Raw genomic sequence first — 15,825 nt, 5'->3', positions numbered from 1 at the left:
AATTACAGATTTTAACTGGTCTACTTAAATTGATTTTGTTTCCGCTTTCGCGAAAGCGGAACCTACATATCCATTCTTTCTATTATCCTGATAAATAGGGCTCCATATTGTTGTGATAACCATTAAATTTGCACACAGAAAAATGCACTATGAATACGGACAAAACTCAAGAAAATGAAAACACTTCTATACAAGAAATAGAAGCATGTATTCAAACACTTAATAAGTTTATTGAAGATCCTAAAAGTGTATTTGCGTTACCAGAAGAGCAGCGTGTCGCGTTAATGAAAGCGGCAGGTAAATTATCCAGACCGACTCGTGAAGAATACAAGCGCGGTAAAAAGGATGCTAAAAAAGCTGCCAAAAGAAAACAAATAGAACGAGATAAACATGCTCGTAAAGAAACAGGAATAAGAAGTGCACGTGAAGATGCCATCTTTACGGCTCCTAAATTACTAGCCGCTGCAGACCTTTCTCAAAAAGAAACTGGTGAGCTAGAATCACCACGTAATTGCTACGTGTGTAAAACCATGTTTACAAAACTGCATCATTTCTATGACCAGATGTGTACCGACTGTGGTGATTTTAATTATGCAAAACGTTTTCAAAATGCCGATGTAAAAGGGCAAGTAGCCATTATTACCGGTTCTAGACTTAAAATAGGCTACCACATTACTTTAATGTTATTGCGTGGTGGTGCAACAGTTATTGCAACTACTCGTTTCCCACATGATAGTGCTTTGCGATTTTCTAAAGAAGAAGATTTTAAAGAATGGGGACACAATTTACATATTCATGGGTTGGATTTACGTCACATACCTAGTGTAGAGATTTTTTGTAATTATATAGAACAGAAATACGAGCGTCTGGATATTCTTATCAATAACGCTGCGCAAACAGTAAGAAGACCGTCTGGATTTTATGCACATTTAATGCCTAATGAAGAATTGACTTTTGAGCAATTACCTGTATTTGCACAAGAAACGCTTACAGATCATTACAAATGTTTACATGAGTTACAAGAATTAACTCCAGGCGCATCGCCTAATAAAAACATGCCGGTAACCTGGCACGGTCCAGAACCTGGTATAGGTTTAAGAGCAAGTGCAAAATTATCTCAAATACCTTATAGTTTTGATAAAGCACTAGTAACTCAAGAGGTTTTTCCAGAAGGTGAACTCGATGCAGATTTACAGCAAGTGGATCTTAGAAAAACCAATAGCTGGCGATTAAAACTGGGTGAGATAGAAACTACCGAGATGATAGAGGTACAGCTAGTGAATTCTGTTGCTCCGTTTGTACTTTGTAACCGTCTTTCTGAAATTATGAAGAAAGATAATACAGGTAAAAAACACATCATAAACGTGAGTGCGATGGAAGGGAAGTTCCACACGTTCCATAAAGAAGACCGCCATCCACATACTAATATGGCCAAAGCAGCTCTTAACATGTTAACGCATACCGCAGCAGGCACACTGGCTAAAGATGGTATTTACATGAATGCGGTAGATACGGGCTGGGTTACAGATGAGGATCCTGTACAGCTGTCTAAAAAGAAACAAGAAGTTCACGATTTCCAGCCGCCACTAGATATAGTAGATGGTGCGGCACGTGTTATGGATCCATTATTTGATGGTATCAATACTGGTAAGCACTGGTGTGGTAAATTTTTGAAGGATTACAGACCTATAAGCTGGTAAGAATTCTGTTGTTATTTTAACATCTCATTACACATATTAATACAGTATTAAGTAGAAGTGTGTGTATCTATCTGTAAATTTATTAAAAACAGATAATTATGAGACTTACAGGTATATTATTTACGTTATTATTTATTTCGATTAGTGCTAGTTGTCAGACCCAGTCTTCAAACGAGGTGCCTCAAGTAGTACTAGAAGCTTTTGAAACAAAATATCCAGGAGAAAACGATCCAGATTTTGAACTAGACGACCATGGCTATTGGGAAGCTCATTTTAAAAAAGATGGAGAGAAATACCGTGCAGATTTTCATGCAGACGGTACTTGGAGAGAAACAGAAAATTCTATCAAGGACAAAGAAATCCCTAAAGCGATACAAAAAGCAATAGAAAGAGAATTTCCTGATAGAATTATACAAGAAGCAGAGCATGTTATGAGTGCTACACAAGGTGAGTTCTACGATATAGAATTTAAACAAAAAGGAAAAAATATGGACGTAGAATATAGAAAAGACGGGACTAAAGTCTAATTCTATTTTGTTTAATATTAAAAAAGTCCGTAATGCTATACGTATAGCATTACGGACTTTTTATTTGGAATTAAAGAAGTTTAGGCAGTTTCTAGAGTTCCTTTTCTAGGTAAGGTTATTTTAAATTCTGTCCATTCTCCTAGTTGAGAATCTACAGTAATTTTACCTTGCATGTGGTCTATTAATCTAGCAACAGTTGCCAGTCCTATTCCTGTACCTTGTTTACCATTGCGATCTTCTTGTGTAGCGATATAAAACAGCTTAAAGATGGATTTCAAATTCTCTGGAGCAATACCACTACCGTTATCTCTTATAGTAATTATATATTCTTCCTTATTTTCTTCTAGGTTAATATTTATAAGGGTTTCTTCTTTATCATTATACTTTATCGCATTAGTCATTAAATTCATTAAGATTTGCTTTAAAGCAACCTCATGAGTTAATAACGTGGTGTCATATTCTGGTATGTAATTGATCTTGATATGATCATCTTTTACCGTCATGGCGATTACGTCTTCTATAGTGTCTACATAACTCACGCTATCATATTCTTCGGTAACCAGTTCGTTACTGCTGTAAAATTGCAAAATACCATCTATATAACGACTCATATTATTAGAGCTATCTCTCAGATAACCTAGATAATCTATGGACTGTTGTGATAGGTTTTTCTCGCTTTCTTTTAAAAGCTTAGTTATCATTATTATGTTAGATAACGGTGCTTTTAAATCGTGAGATACTATTCCAGCAAAGTCTTTTAACTCTTCATTGCGCTCTTCTAGTTCTTTCTGCATGGCAAGAAGTTTAAAAGTCTTGTAACGCTCTTCAAAAAGATGCATTACTTGCTTGCCCATAGCTTTGAGAGCTTTTATCTGGTGTGCAACTAGTGTTCTAGGTTTGTTGTCATAAACACATAATGTACCTAGTTTATAACCGTTTGCATCTACTAGCGGTACGCCAGCATAAAAAATAGCTTTAAAATCGGTAAGTAGTGGATTATCCTTAAAACGCACATCTTCACGTGCATCGTTAACGATCATGATATCATCGTCACTAGCTATTGCATGACCACAAAAAGAGATGTCTCGCTCAGACTCTGTAATATCCACTCCGTGACCAGATTTTATAAAATTTCTAGCTTTATCTACTAGAGTAATTAAAGATATAGGAGCATCACAGACACTAGCGATTATAGATGTGATATTATCATAACTATCCTCAGGCATAGTGTCCAGCAAGCGGTATTTTTCTACAGCTGCTTGTCTCTTTGATTCATTATCGAGAATAGGGGCACTTATCATTATTAGAATAAAAAAAATTATTCCTACAAATAAAGATTATTTATAGAGTATTAGAATTCATTTTGTTACGCTTTTAACGTTTATTCCTGTTACTTTTTTGAACAAATGATAATTATAACAGAATATCCCTACAAATAGCGCGGTATCCTACCGAAATTATAGACATTTAAGATAAAAGGAAGCATTTAACTGTAACATCGATTAAAACCAGACGTCCTTAAAAAGCTAACCTAATCAGATAATGAAAAATTACATTCTTACCATTTCACTGTTGCTTTTTACCACACTTTCTTTTGCTCAAATCAAGAAAAGTCTGCAAATAGAAAAAACTACAGCATCCATAAAAATAGACGGGAAATTAACCGAAGACATTTGGCAAAACGCACAAGAAGCCAAAGACTTCATTCAGTTTAGACCTACCATGGGTGTTCCAGATTCGGTACACAATAAAACCATTGTAAAAATGACCTATGACGACACCGCCATTTATGTATCGGCTTATTTGTATGACGATCCTTCAAAAATCGCAAAGCAATTCTCTAGCAGAGATAACTTTGCACAATCAGACTTCTTTGGCTTTGTAGTAAACCCCAATAACGACGCACAAAACGACACCGAGTTCTTTGTATTTGCATCGGGCACACAGGCAGACGCGATTGCAAACCCCAGTATAGGAGAAGATTTCGGCTGGAATGCAGTGTGGAGTAGTGCTGTACAAGTCAATGAAGACGGCTGGTCTCTAGAAATGAAAATCCCATACCGCTGCCTGCGATTTGATAATAAAAACGTAGAGACATGGGGCATACAGTTCCACCGCAGGTTTAGAAGAAACAATTCACAATACACCTGGAACGAGCTGGACCCAACTAAAGGAAACATAGGACTCTACCACGGCGAGTTAAAAGGACTCAAAAACCTAAAACCACCAGTAAGACTTGCCTTTTACCCATTTGTCTCTGGAGTAAGCCGCAGTTTTGACGGCAACACACAGACCGATTTTAACGCAGGACTAGACGTTAAATACGGCATTACAGAAAACTTCACTCTAGACGCCACCCTTATTCCAGACTTCAGTCAGGCAGGATTTGATGATGTCTCTCTTAATTTAGGACCCTTTGAGCAAACCTTTTCAGAGCAACGACAGTTCTTTACAGAAGGTGTAGACCTCTTCAGTAAAGCAAACCTCTTTTTTTCTAGACGTGTCGGTAGCGCACCATCTGCATTTCCTAGCACCAGCACTATAGAAGAGGTCATAGACTATCCAGAAACCGTAAAAGTACTCAACGCCTTAAAAGTATCTGGTAGGACTAAAAACGGTCTGGGCATCGGGCTCTTTAATAGCATTACAGATAAGACCTATGCCACCATAGAAAACACCATCACTGGCACACGTAGAGAAGAACTCGTAGAACCGCTTACTAACTATAACATCATAGTCGTAGACCAGCAATTCAATAAAAACTCCAGCGCCGGTATCATAAATACCAACACCACACGCAACGGCGGTTTTAGAGATGCAAACGTTACCGCACTCTTTGCAGATATTGTAAATAAAACCAATACCTATAACATACAAGGTCAGGTAAAAATGAGTCATTTAAACCTAGAGACTGGCACACAGTCTGGTTACAGCACCTTTTTTAGAGCACAAACCATAAGCGGCAACTGGCGTTATAACTTTGACCACAGCTATGCAGACGCTAAGTATGACATCAACGACCTTGGACTTCAGTTCAGAAACAACTTTAACGACTTTGGTATCAATGCCACCTACCGCACCTTTAAACCAAAAGGAAAATGGAACAACATCTATGTAAATACCTATGTAGATTACACCAGACTGGCTAATCCTGGTACCTTTACAGGACTAGAACTAGGCGGTAATATAGACGGTACCACAACTACACTTAATAACTACGGCTTCAGTTTAAGCCTCTCGCCAGGCAAACAATACGATTATTTTGAACCTAGAAAAGAAGGCAGTTTCTTTATCACTAAAAATCTAGCCAACTCAAATATATGGTTCAATTCTAACGATAATAAAAAACTAGCCATAAGCGCAAACGGTGGGATAGAAGGCTTTGTAGAAAAAGATAGAAACTACCTGAATTACTGGTTTGGTTTTGGACCACGCATGCGATTCAACGATAAATTTGTACTCAGTTATTTCTTTGATAGAGAATATTATAAAGCAAATAGAGGCTACGTCACCCAGGTAGGAGAAGACGTCATCTTTGGCGATCGCGACCGTATAGAAATAGAGCAAACCCTTAACGCCAGCTATAATTTTAATCCCTACCACACACTTTCCCTTACCTTGCGACACTATTGGGGTATTGTAGAATATGACGACAGTCTGTTTTCCCTTAAAGAAAACGGCCGCTTAGACCGCACCACAGGATATACCGCCAGCACATTACCTAGCGATCCTAATATCAACTTCAGTACCTGGAATTTTGACCTCAGTTATTCCTGGCAGTTTGCCCCAGGCAGCTTCATGACCGCACTGTATAGAAACCAGTTATTTAATAGAGACACACAGGCTATGGAAAATTTCAATAGCAGTTTTAATACCCTATTTGACCAGCCTATTAACCACACCATATCCTTAAAAGTGCAATACTTCTTAGATTATAATCAGCTGCCAGGCTTGTTTAAAAGTAAAAAGAAAAAGAACAAGTTCATGTAAAATAAAAAGTAGGATAACGGTTCCGCTTTCGCGAAAGCAAAATAAAAACCAACACCACCACAACATATAGACTCCATAAAAAACCAGCCAAATCGCTGGTTTTTTTTATGCCCAACTACAAACAAATAAAAACCTAGTAGAGCACCATAACTAGCACACCACGAGGTAGTAGCGACCGGTACATAGTTACCTAGGTAAAGAACCGAAAAGAATACCAAAAAAATAAACCACCATTACGGGATACCGTAAAGATCATTCTCCAGGTAGTCCTAGATTTACGGTTGTTATAGAAATAGAGCAATCTTGTAATTAAGAATAACGTGTGAAATCAATGCGACGCATTCTTAATAAAAGCTTTTATATAGATTCTTTGTAGTAGGGTTAGTATAGGGTTTTTTAATAGATTGTTTATATATAACAGTTATGGGCTATTAAAAAATTTGCATACAGAATAATTTAACTCAAAAAATATAATGGGATTATTTGATTTTATAAAGAAAAAGGAATTAGACGAAATTAAAAAGTTAAATAGTCTATTAGAAAAATATAAACCAATAATAGATATTGATTTAGAAGTTGAGAAAAAAACTAAAGAATTTAATCAACTTACAAAAAGACAATTATCAGAAGTCGAAAAATCTAAGAATAAACTATCTGAATTAAGTTTAAAATATGAAAATTCATTAGAAACATATAAAAAACTTAGGAAAGAAGTTGGACTTTATGAATCAAAACTTGATTTAATTGAATTTGGAATATACGAACCTGTTTATGATTTTGAAAAATCAGAGGATTATAGAGCTGAACAAAAAAATATAATACAGCTTCAAAAAGAAATGATAAAAGATGAAACAGCTTGTATATGTGCAACTAAATGGACTGTTGATGGAAGCGAAGCTAAAGGTAGAGCTTCTACAAAACGAAATATAAAATTAGTTTTACGAGCTTTTAATGGAGAATGTAATTCATTTATCTCCAAAGCAAAATGGAATAATGTTAATCAAATGAAAGAAAGAATAAAAAAATCATTTGAAGCAATTAATAAATTAGGAAAAAGCTCTACTATTTCAATTCAAAATGAATTTTTAGATTTAAAAATTAAAGAATTAATTCTTGAACACGAGTTTCAACTAAAGAAACAAAAAGAAAAAGAAGAATTAAGAGCTATTCAAGAACAAATAAGAGAAGAAGAAAAAGCAAAACGTGAGTTTGAAAAAGCTCAAAAAGAAGCTGAAAAAGAAGAAAAAAATTACCAATCTGCTTTAGACAAGGCAAGAAAAGAAATCGCTAAACTTACAGGAGATAAACAAGATAAACTTCAAACACAAATTGAAAAGTTAGAACTTGAATTAAAAGAAGCACAAGAGAAAAAAGAAAGAGCATTATCAATGGCTCAACAAACAAAAAGAGGTCACGTTTATATTATTTCAAATATTGGTTCATTTGGAGAAAACATATATAAAATAGGAATGACACGAAGACTTGAACCAACTGATCGAGTAAAAGAATTAGGAGATGCTTCTGTTCCCTTTAAATTTGACATTCACGCAATGATATATTCTGATGAAGCACCTACTTTAGAAAAGGAGTTACATCGAGCTTTTGAAGACAAAAAAGTTAATATGTTAAATTACCGAAAAGAGTTTTTTAATGTTACATTAGAAGATATTGAAAAACAAATTAAACAAACGGGAATAAAAGCTGAGTTTACTAAATTACCTGAAGCAATTGAATACAGAGAAACATTAGCTATTATTGAAAAAATGAACTCAACAGAAACAGAGAAAACTATAGAACAGAAAATTGAAGATGAATTTCCAAATTCTTTAAATTAAAAACAATCCATAACACTGTTTAAAAATAATAAAGCAATTAGTTGCTTAACTCAATGGTAAAAACACTTTTGCAAGTCCGCCAAATTTTTTAATTTGGTTTATTGAGAAAAAAGATAATAAGAAAAATTAAAAAATTCGGCTCGTGTATAATCCGAAACGATAGTGTCTATTTACACGCTACGTTTCATATACGGAGACGTTACCTTCAAGCTGAAAAACATCGCGAATGACAAGAACTTCATCAAAAATAATTAGCATAATATTTGGAGTAATTGCCATATACTGTACCATAACATTAATACCTGACAAAGCAAACAGAAAATTAACTGCATTTAATGAAAAGTTCTCGTTTGAAAAAGAAATTAATATTTCGGAAAAATTTTCAACGGACTTTGAATCATCATACAAAATCGGAATTAGCTTAGATAATCCGAATTCGTACAAAGAGGTTCACTCTATGATTCCAATGGAAACGAATCTCGAAATATTACATAAAGGAAAACCAATAGAAGTTTATGAAAACAATAGTTTTTTAAGCAAATCAGATACTGAATATGAACTAAAACTGAAATTTGTAAATGCGAACGCAAAACCGAATAAACTAAAAATAGTAATTCAAGTGGATGTGCCTGGTCCTTCTTATGACTTACTAATTGAACGTGAATATAAATGGGTGTTTTGGATTATAAATGGAATAATTTTGTTAATTGCGCTAATAACTGGATATTTTGGATTCCGAAAAAAGCCAGCAGGTAACACCGTATAAAAATAATAGGGCAATGAGTGCTTAATCCAATAGTAATGAAACTTTTGCAAGCTCGCCAAATTTTTTAATTTGGCTTATTGAGTAAAGATAATAAGAAAAATTTAAAAATTCGGCTTGAGTTTAATCCGAAAAGTTGTCGCTTATTTTCAGCGCTACTTTTCATATACACAGCCGTTGTGCATCATTTAAAAAAAACAGAATTCAAAAATATTATTATGGATGGAGCCTATGTCGCAATAAAAGGATTTAAATATCAATTTGATCGTTCTATTATTGAAATATTTAATAACCCCACAAAACCTATCCGAATAGAACAACTTCAAGATTATGAATTTGACAATTACTTTGTGCAAGTAAAATTTCATGATACTTCTTATACAGCTCCACAGCAAAAACAAAAAATTAAGAAACCACTACTACAACTATTAGATCAATATATATTAGACTCGTCCAGAAGATTCATTCTTTACATTTACTTAAAAGGTGTTACACCAAAAAAGAAAATTTATTCTATTATTGAATTGGATTCAGTATTAGGTAATAAGAAAAATGATTATAGTACTTCAGACAAAAACTCATTTATTAAAAACTTCACATTAATTCATGCACATGATTTCAGTATTCAACATAAAGAAGTAATTGAAAAAATTAAATCTGAATACTCCAAATCTAATGAAGAAGCACAAATTTATTATTCAATAATTTCTAGTCACTTATTGGATATTGTAATCAACAATAAACCCTCAAAAAAGGACTTAAGAAGTTGTTCTAAAGCACAATTAGACAAACTCATTTCAGATGGAAAAAAAATAGTTTTTAAGTCTGCTTTTAATGATGAATTAACGATTGACGAACAAATTAAAATATTACATAATCAATTTTTTAAAAGTCAATTAAATATAGAACCTCATGAAAGATTTTTTGTTATAGAAGTTAATAGTTCAACTGAAATTTCCTCTATAAAAGATTTAATCCTTACTCTTAAAAATAAGTGGAGCAAAAACAAAACAAAAGCTATTCCAACTACAGATAGGTTTGTTCCATATATTTTACTTCATGGGATTGAACCAAATAAACTAATCGAATTAAAAACGGAATTAAGAAATGATGGGCATAAAATTTGTGACGGACACGATTTTTTTAATGCTCCTTTTAACCTAGCAAGTATTGAACAGAAACCAACTTTTGAAAATAAACTATTTTATAAATTTATTAATGAATTAACAGATTTAAATCAAATAATAAATAACCTTGATAGAACAGGAGAAATCTATCAGTTCTATTTAGAAACACCTCAAAATATATCATTTACTCAGAAACATTTAAAATTTCAAGTTCAAAAGATAGATCATATTAAAAACATAATATAATGGAAGATCAAAAAGTAAACGGTGAAGTAATAGCAGTACTTCCAAATAAAGTTAAAATTAAAATAGACGATCTAAATGCTTTTAAAGGTGCAGAACAACTTAAAGTAGGTTCTTACATTCAGATAGCCGATAATGAAAGTTCGGATATAAAACTAATCGCCATTATTGAAAGTTTTCTTATAGAAGTAACTGAAAGTGGAGATAGAAAATATATAATTGAAGCTAATCCTTTAGGTACTATTGAAGATGGAGTTTTTAGAAGAGGTGGTGATTCAATTGCCTTACCTCCTAAAGAAGCCACTACTGCTTCAATAGCTGACATCAAAGCTATTTATTCTAGCGGAAGTAATGAGAGTAACTATGAAAGATTTTGCTTTGCACAGCTTTCGCATTCATCAAAAGAAAGAATTGACGTACCTGTTAATGGTAATAAATTTTTTAATAAACATTTTGCTATTGTCGGCTCTACAGGTTCAGGTAAATCACATACAACTGCTAAAGTATTACAAAATGCTACTAAAGAAAAAAAATCTGATTTTAATGGATTAAACAATTCTCATATAGTAATTTTTGATATTCATTCAGAATATAATTCAGCATTTCCAGAATCAAATATCATTACTATAAACGACTTAACACTTCCATATTGGTTACTTAATGGAGACGAATTAGAGGAGTTATTTCTAGAATCAGGAGATAATAATAATTACAATCAATCATCTCTTTTAAGAACACTTATTACTGAAAATAAAATTTATAAAAACCCTTCAGAATCAAAAATATATTTTGACAGCCCCTTAAAATTTGATATTGATGAAGTACTAACTTGCCTTCAAAACCTTAGAAAAGAAACAAAACATTCTGAAAATGATTTAGATATTCAATTCTCAGATGGTCAAAAAACATTCAAATCTGATTCAGATAAATACCAACATTATTTTAAAAAACTCTATGAATATACTTCACCTAGAAGAGCCAGTAAAGATGGAGGTCATGGAATTTCAAAGGGTTCTTTCAGTGATGGATCAATAGATAAGTTTGTATCTAGATTAAATACTAAAGTAGATTCTCAAAGACTTAGACAATTTCTTTTTGGTGATAAAAGTAAAGAAATCAGTTTTGAAGAAACTTTAAGACAGTTTTTAGGTTATGGTTTTAAATCTGAAAGTAGAAAAAATGCTAAATCTAACGTCACAATATTAGACTTAAGTGGTGTTCCTTTTGAGGTACTCAGTATTACGGTTTCATTAATTTCTAGATTACTGTTTGATTATTCATATTATTATAAAAAACAAGTTGGAGACAACGATATGCCTTTACTTTTAGTATATGAAGAAGCTCATAAATATGTACCAAAAAGCAATTTAGCACGTTTTAAATCTTCTCGTTCTTCAATTGAACGTATTGCAAAAGAAGGTAGAAAATATGGTATATCCTTAGCCATTATCAGTCAACGACCTTCTGAACTTTCTGAAACAATCTTTTCGCAATGTAACAATTTCATAGCTATGAGATTAACAAACCCTGATGATCAAAATTATGTAAAAAGACTTCTTCCAGATTCATTAGGTTCTGTAACAGACATACTACCTTCACTACAATCAGGTGAAGCACTATTAATAGGTGAAGCAACAGTCATGCCTTCAATAATTAGAGTTGACAAGTGCGGTGATAATGAGCCATCTTCAAATGATATTCCTTACTTGAAAAAATGGAAAAATGAATGGCTCGACAGTATAGATTTTGAAAGTATAACAAAATCATGGAAAGATTAAAAAACGAATGCGCCTGCTGCTCTAGTATATAAAGCTGCTAGTGCAAGTTTGTAACTGGTAACCATAGGAGTAAACCACAACAAAATTAATGCTCTAGGCTATGATTCTTTAATAATTTACACCAACTTTATTCAAATTTTCAAATTTATTACTAGAACCTAGAACCTAGAACCTAGAACCAAAATACCAAAACCACCAAAAAAACATGAAAAACCTATTGTACCTTGTTATTCCATTCCTTTTATTTTCCTGTGCTTCAAAAGAATCTATCAATAATAACTCAGAATCTTATCACCCAATTCCAACCAAAGATGTAAGGTTTAATTATGTAGATTCAAATTCATTTATCTCACATAAATATTTGGATAAAACAGAATCTAAAATTGGTAATAAGTATTTAGTTCTTCAAGTTAGTTATTCTTGGGGTAAAACTGTTGAGAGTCTTTATAGATCAGATAATGGAAATATTATGTATTACGATAAGAAATCCAATAGTGATAATTTGATCATGCCTAAAGATCCTAAAGTTGGTTTTACATGGTATAACAATGATAAGTCTTGGGAATATGAAATAGTGGATTTAAATGCAAATCTAGAAACACCAACTAAAAAATATAGTCAGCTTTTAGTTATGAGAGCAACTCAAATTGCAAACCGTGATAGCGTTAAACTAAGAGAATATTTAAATTATTATCAAAAAGGAATTGGTCAGATAGCTAGTTTTGGTAATGGAAAACTAATGACTTATAGATTATAGCGGTCAGACATTATTTATTCAACTAGTGCCAGTTTGTAACTGGTATCCATAGGAGTAAACTACAACATAAATTACTACTCTAGACTATGATTATTTAATAAATTTTACCAACTTTATTCAAATTTTCAAATTTATTCTTAGAACCAAGAACCAAGAACCAAAATACCAAAACCACCAAAACATGAAAACCTACTTAACGCTTATTTTTCTCGCCATTTCCTTTATTAGTATAGGACAAAAATCACCTAAAGAGATAGTTTCTACTTTTTTCACAGAATACAAAAATGAAGGATCATCAAAGGCATTAGATCACTTGTACTCTAATAATGAATGGATCAGTCGTTCCACAGACGCGATTACAAAGTTAAAACAACAAGTAGAGAATCTAGATGAAGATTATGTAGGCAAATACTATGGTTATGAATTAATCGTAGAAAAGAGATTATCAGACAGTTTTGTATTGATGAGTTATTTAGTGAAATTTGATCGTCAACCTGTTCGCTTTACATTTCAATTCTATAAGCCAGATAATGAATGGCGTACCCATAGTTTCAAATTTGACGGAGCTATTGATGAGGAAATTGAAGAATCTGCAAAAGTTTATTATTTAGAATTGAATAAATAATACAAGACCATTTCTTATTAATAATAGATCTTTTAATACATTGGTTGTAGAAAAGCATTTTTTAAGATCTTTAAATGGTAAATAGGTTAGTAGCTAAGAGAATAATATCGCTTATTTTTAGAGTTGTCTTTTAAGCAAAAGACTGTTGTAAATAATCAGAGAAAAATTTATAATGAAGATTAAGAACCCTTTTTTACGTTTCAATATTCAAGAAACTGAGTATTTAGAAAAACCTAATTCAACATATGAAATGGTTCAATTAAGAAAAAGAGCGTTGATATTTATCCTCGATTACAGTTTGCTTTTTTCTATTATCTATCTGACTATTTCTTTTGTAAAAATTATCACTCCAGATGTGCCAGATAACATTACTTATGCAACGGTAGCATTTTATTCTTTACTATTTATTTTTACGGAATATTATTTTGATGGTACAATTTTTAAAGTGCTATTTAAAATGAGAAGTATGTCTACCAATTGTAAAAAGTTAAGACCTCATATATTCGTTATCAAATTTTTATTGCGTCCTATTGCATTAATAATAGCTCTAATTTATTTTAAATTTTGCTTTGCCATTTTACTATGGTTATTTGGAATTCAAAAACCATTATTTCAGTTTTTAGGAGGAGAAATGGATACCATTTGGTACGACGAGTATATCAATCAAATAGTGACAAAAATTCAAGATGGAAATGACTAATTTCATTAAACAAAGACAACCATTAACTTTCTTAAAATGGATATCTATTAGTATCGTATTTTTTACTTTGTCTGTGAGTTTATGGGCAGTAGTTTTAAATAAAGATATAGAAGCTAATCTAGATCACATTAAAATTCCATTATCAAATTATTATGGTTCATATCACTTGAATGGCGAAATCAATGATGTAAGCGTAGAATTTATTCTAGATTCTGGCGCTAGTGAATCCATAATGTCTCGACAAGTATTAAATGAGATTAAAGAAACATCTACTTTTAATATTAGAGATCTAGAAAATGGCTATTATATTCTAGCAGATGGCTCAGAAGTGTTTTGTTCTAGAGTGAATATCAAAGTCATGAAAATAGGCGATCATACCTTACATGATGTAGTATTTGGAATAATGCCTAATGAAACGGATAATTTATTAGGAAAAAATATTTTAGATAAATTCAAAAGATGGTCAGTTGATAAAAATCTCAATGAACTAACTTTAATAAAATAATTAGTAAAATTTAAAAATTCGGCTCTGTGTTAATCCGAAAATTTAGAGCTTATTTTTAGTTTTGCATTTCATTAACCAAACCATAACCAAAGATTTTAAACAAAAATTATGAATAAAAAATTACTTTTAATACTTCTTATTATATTTTTTCAATATTCTTTTGCTTCTGAAGATCCCATTTTAGTAACAGAATCGACCATTTCTTTAAATTTTGACGAAACAGAGGAACTCTTCTTTAGTTTTGCGGAAGGAGATATTATTGAGTTTGATTTTGAAATGGTCAAAGGGAAACACCTTAAAGAAATTGAAATTTTTGAGTTACCAAATAATAAGATTTTTTCAGATTTTAAGGTTAAAGACATAGTTAAAAAACAGATTCAAATTAGAAATAATGGGCTTTATAAATTTAGGTTCTATAGTTCTTCCTTAACTAAAAGAGTTGGTAAAATTAAAATTTACAGAATCCCTGCTAATGAAACAACTAAGGATTTTAATACCAATTGGAGATGGAAAACTCTTAGAGATACAATTTATACGCCTTATACAATTGATAGTATAACAGGTTATAAAACAATCAAATTTAAGGAGCGTATTAAGGAATTAGTAAGTACAGAAAATGTTGAGGACCTTTTATTGAATAAAAGTCAACGTGTACACTCTTACTACAATGACAACAGAAGTAGTTCGTATTTAAGAGTTGATCTACCTAATCCAATAGTTAGCGATCTTAAAGAAGAAAGAATTATAGCTTGGGCTTATTGGATTGGAGTTGGTCAAGAAGCACAAGATGCATATAAAGAAAACGCTAGATCCGTTGGAGAATTAGCAAATGGAATTACATCCATGTATGGAACGCCACTTGCTGGATTAGCAGTTGGAACTATTACAGATCTATTAATCCCTAAAATTGGAGAAGATGTCTATTATTCATTTATACCAGATCATGAAAATGCGGAAAAATTTATAAATGGTCAAACCTATTTACAGTTTGATACGGGAAAAGGTATTGCAGCTTATGGGAAAAACTCAAATCTAACACAAGGAGTTTTTTACATTGGTTTACATAACGACAATCAAGTTCAAGGAATTGACGTAGATGTAAAAGTCGTATTAGTCAAAGAAGTGAAAACTTATGAAATGGTGGAATACGATAGACAAAAAGAAGAACCAATTACAGTTACTCTAAACAAATCAAGGATGTCTATTAAGGAAACTAAGATTAGAGTACCGGCAGAATAATCTATGTGCTTTAGTCTTTACTTTGTCATTAAATTT

Annotated in this window: 13 protein-coding genes; 12 read left to right on the top strand and 1 reads right to left on the bottom strand. The window is 32.1% G+C overall.

Annotated elements, in window-relative coordinates:
• Positions 1-149 precede the first annotated feature (149 nt).
• Positions 150-1,700 (top strand): SDR family NAD(P)-dependent oxidoreductase, encoded by a 1,551-nt coding sequence (locus tag LY01_RS06590; RefSeq protein WP_104515032.1) that lies wholly within the window; start codon positions 150-152, stop codon positions 1,698-1,700.
• Between the two features lie 98 nt (positions 1,701-1,798).
• Complete coding sequence (locus tag LY01_RS06585) at positions 1,799-2,227, top strand: PepSY-like domain-containing protein (protein ID WP_104515031.1); 429 nt, start codon at positions 1,799-1,801, stop codon at positions 2,225-2,227.
• A gap of 80 nt (positions 2,228-2,307) precedes the next feature.
• Here the strand turns inward: LY01_RS06585 and LY01_RS06580 are convergent, their stop codons facing one another.
• Positions 2,308-3,528: a sensor histidine kinase gene (locus tag LY01_RS06580; protein ID WP_104515030.1), complete on the bottom strand. Its 1,221-nt coding sequence runs from the start codon at positions 3,526-3,528 to the stop codon at positions 2,308-2,310.
• Between the two features lie 241 nt (positions 3,529-3,769).
• Between LY01_RS06580 and LY01_RS06575 the strand changes: the two genes are divergently transcribed.
• The 10 genes from LY01_RS06575 (at position 3,770) to LY01_RS06530 (ending at position 15,789) form a co-directional block, all read left to right on the top strand.
• A complete protein-coding gene (locus LY01_RS06575; RefSeq protein WP_104515029.1) occupies positions 3,770-6,217 on the top strand; it encodes a DUF5916 domain-containing protein in 2,448 nt (815 codons plus the stop codon).
• A 473-nt stretch (positions 6,218-6,690) separates the two neighbouring features.
• A complete protein-coding gene (locus LY01_RS06570; protein WP_104515028.1) occupies positions 6,691-8,052 on the top strand; it encodes a DUF4041 domain-containing protein in 1,362 nt (453 codons plus the stop codon).
• Positions 8,053-8,278: 226 nt separating this feature from the next.
• Complete coding sequence (locus LY01_RS06565; RefSeq protein ID WP_104515027.1) at positions 8,279-8,818, top strand: hypothetical protein; 540 nt, start codon at positions 8,279-8,281, stop codon at positions 8,816-8,818.
• Between the two features lie 77 nt (positions 8,819-8,895).
• A complete protein-coding gene (locus LY01_RS06560) occupies positions 8,896-10,188 on the top strand; it encodes a hypothetical protein (RefSeq protein ID WP_104515026.1) in 1,293 nt (430 codons plus the stop codon).
• Positions 10,188-11,963, top strand: a complete 1,776-nt coding sequence (locus LY01_RS06555; protein ID WP_104515025.1) for an ATP-binding protein — start codon at positions 10,188-10,190, stop codon at positions 11,961-11,963. The genes LY01_RS06560 and LY01_RS06555 overlap by 1 nt, the downstream gene beginning before the upstream one ends.
• Before the next feature lie 205 nt (positions 11,964-12,168).
• Complete coding sequence (locus LY01_RS06550; protein ID WP_104515024.1) at positions 12,169-12,720, top strand: hypothetical protein; 552 nt, start codon at positions 12,169-12,171, stop codon at positions 12,718-12,720.
• 181 nt (positions 12,721-12,901) lie between these two features.
• On the top strand, positions 12,902-13,345 hold the full coding sequence (locus tag LY01_RS06545) for a hypothetical protein (protein WP_104515023.1): 444 nt from the start codon (positions 12,902-12,904) through the stop codon (positions 13,343-13,345).
• A gap of 172 nt (positions 13,346-13,517) precedes the next feature.
• Positions 13,518-14,045 (top strand): hypothetical protein, encoded by a 528-nt coding sequence (locus LY01_RS06540; protein WP_104515022.1) that lies wholly within the window; start codon positions 13,518-13,520, stop codon positions 14,043-14,045.
• Between the two features lie 73 nt (positions 14,046-14,118).
• The gene (locus LY01_RS06535; RefSeq protein ID WP_170034539.1) at positions 14,119-14,550 is read left to right on the top strand and encodes a retropepsin-like aspartic protease family protein; all 432 of its coding nucleotides are present in this window, start codon (positions 14,119-14,121) and stop codon (positions 14,548-14,550) included.
• Between the two features lie 108 nt (positions 14,551-14,658).
• Entirely contained in the window at positions 14,659-15,789 is a 1,131-nt protein-coding gene (locus tag LY01_RS06530; protein ID WP_104515020.1) for a hypothetical protein, read from the top strand.
• Positions 15,790-15,825: the final 36 nt, after the last annotated feature.

Source organism: Nonlabens xylanidelens, from assembly GCF_002934445.1.
GTDB classification, from domain to species: domain Bacteria; phylum Bacteroidota; class Bacteroidia; order Flavobacteriales; family Flavobacteriaceae; genus Nonlabens; species Nonlabens xylanidelens.
This window is presented reverse-complemented; position numbering and strand designations above follow the sequence as displayed.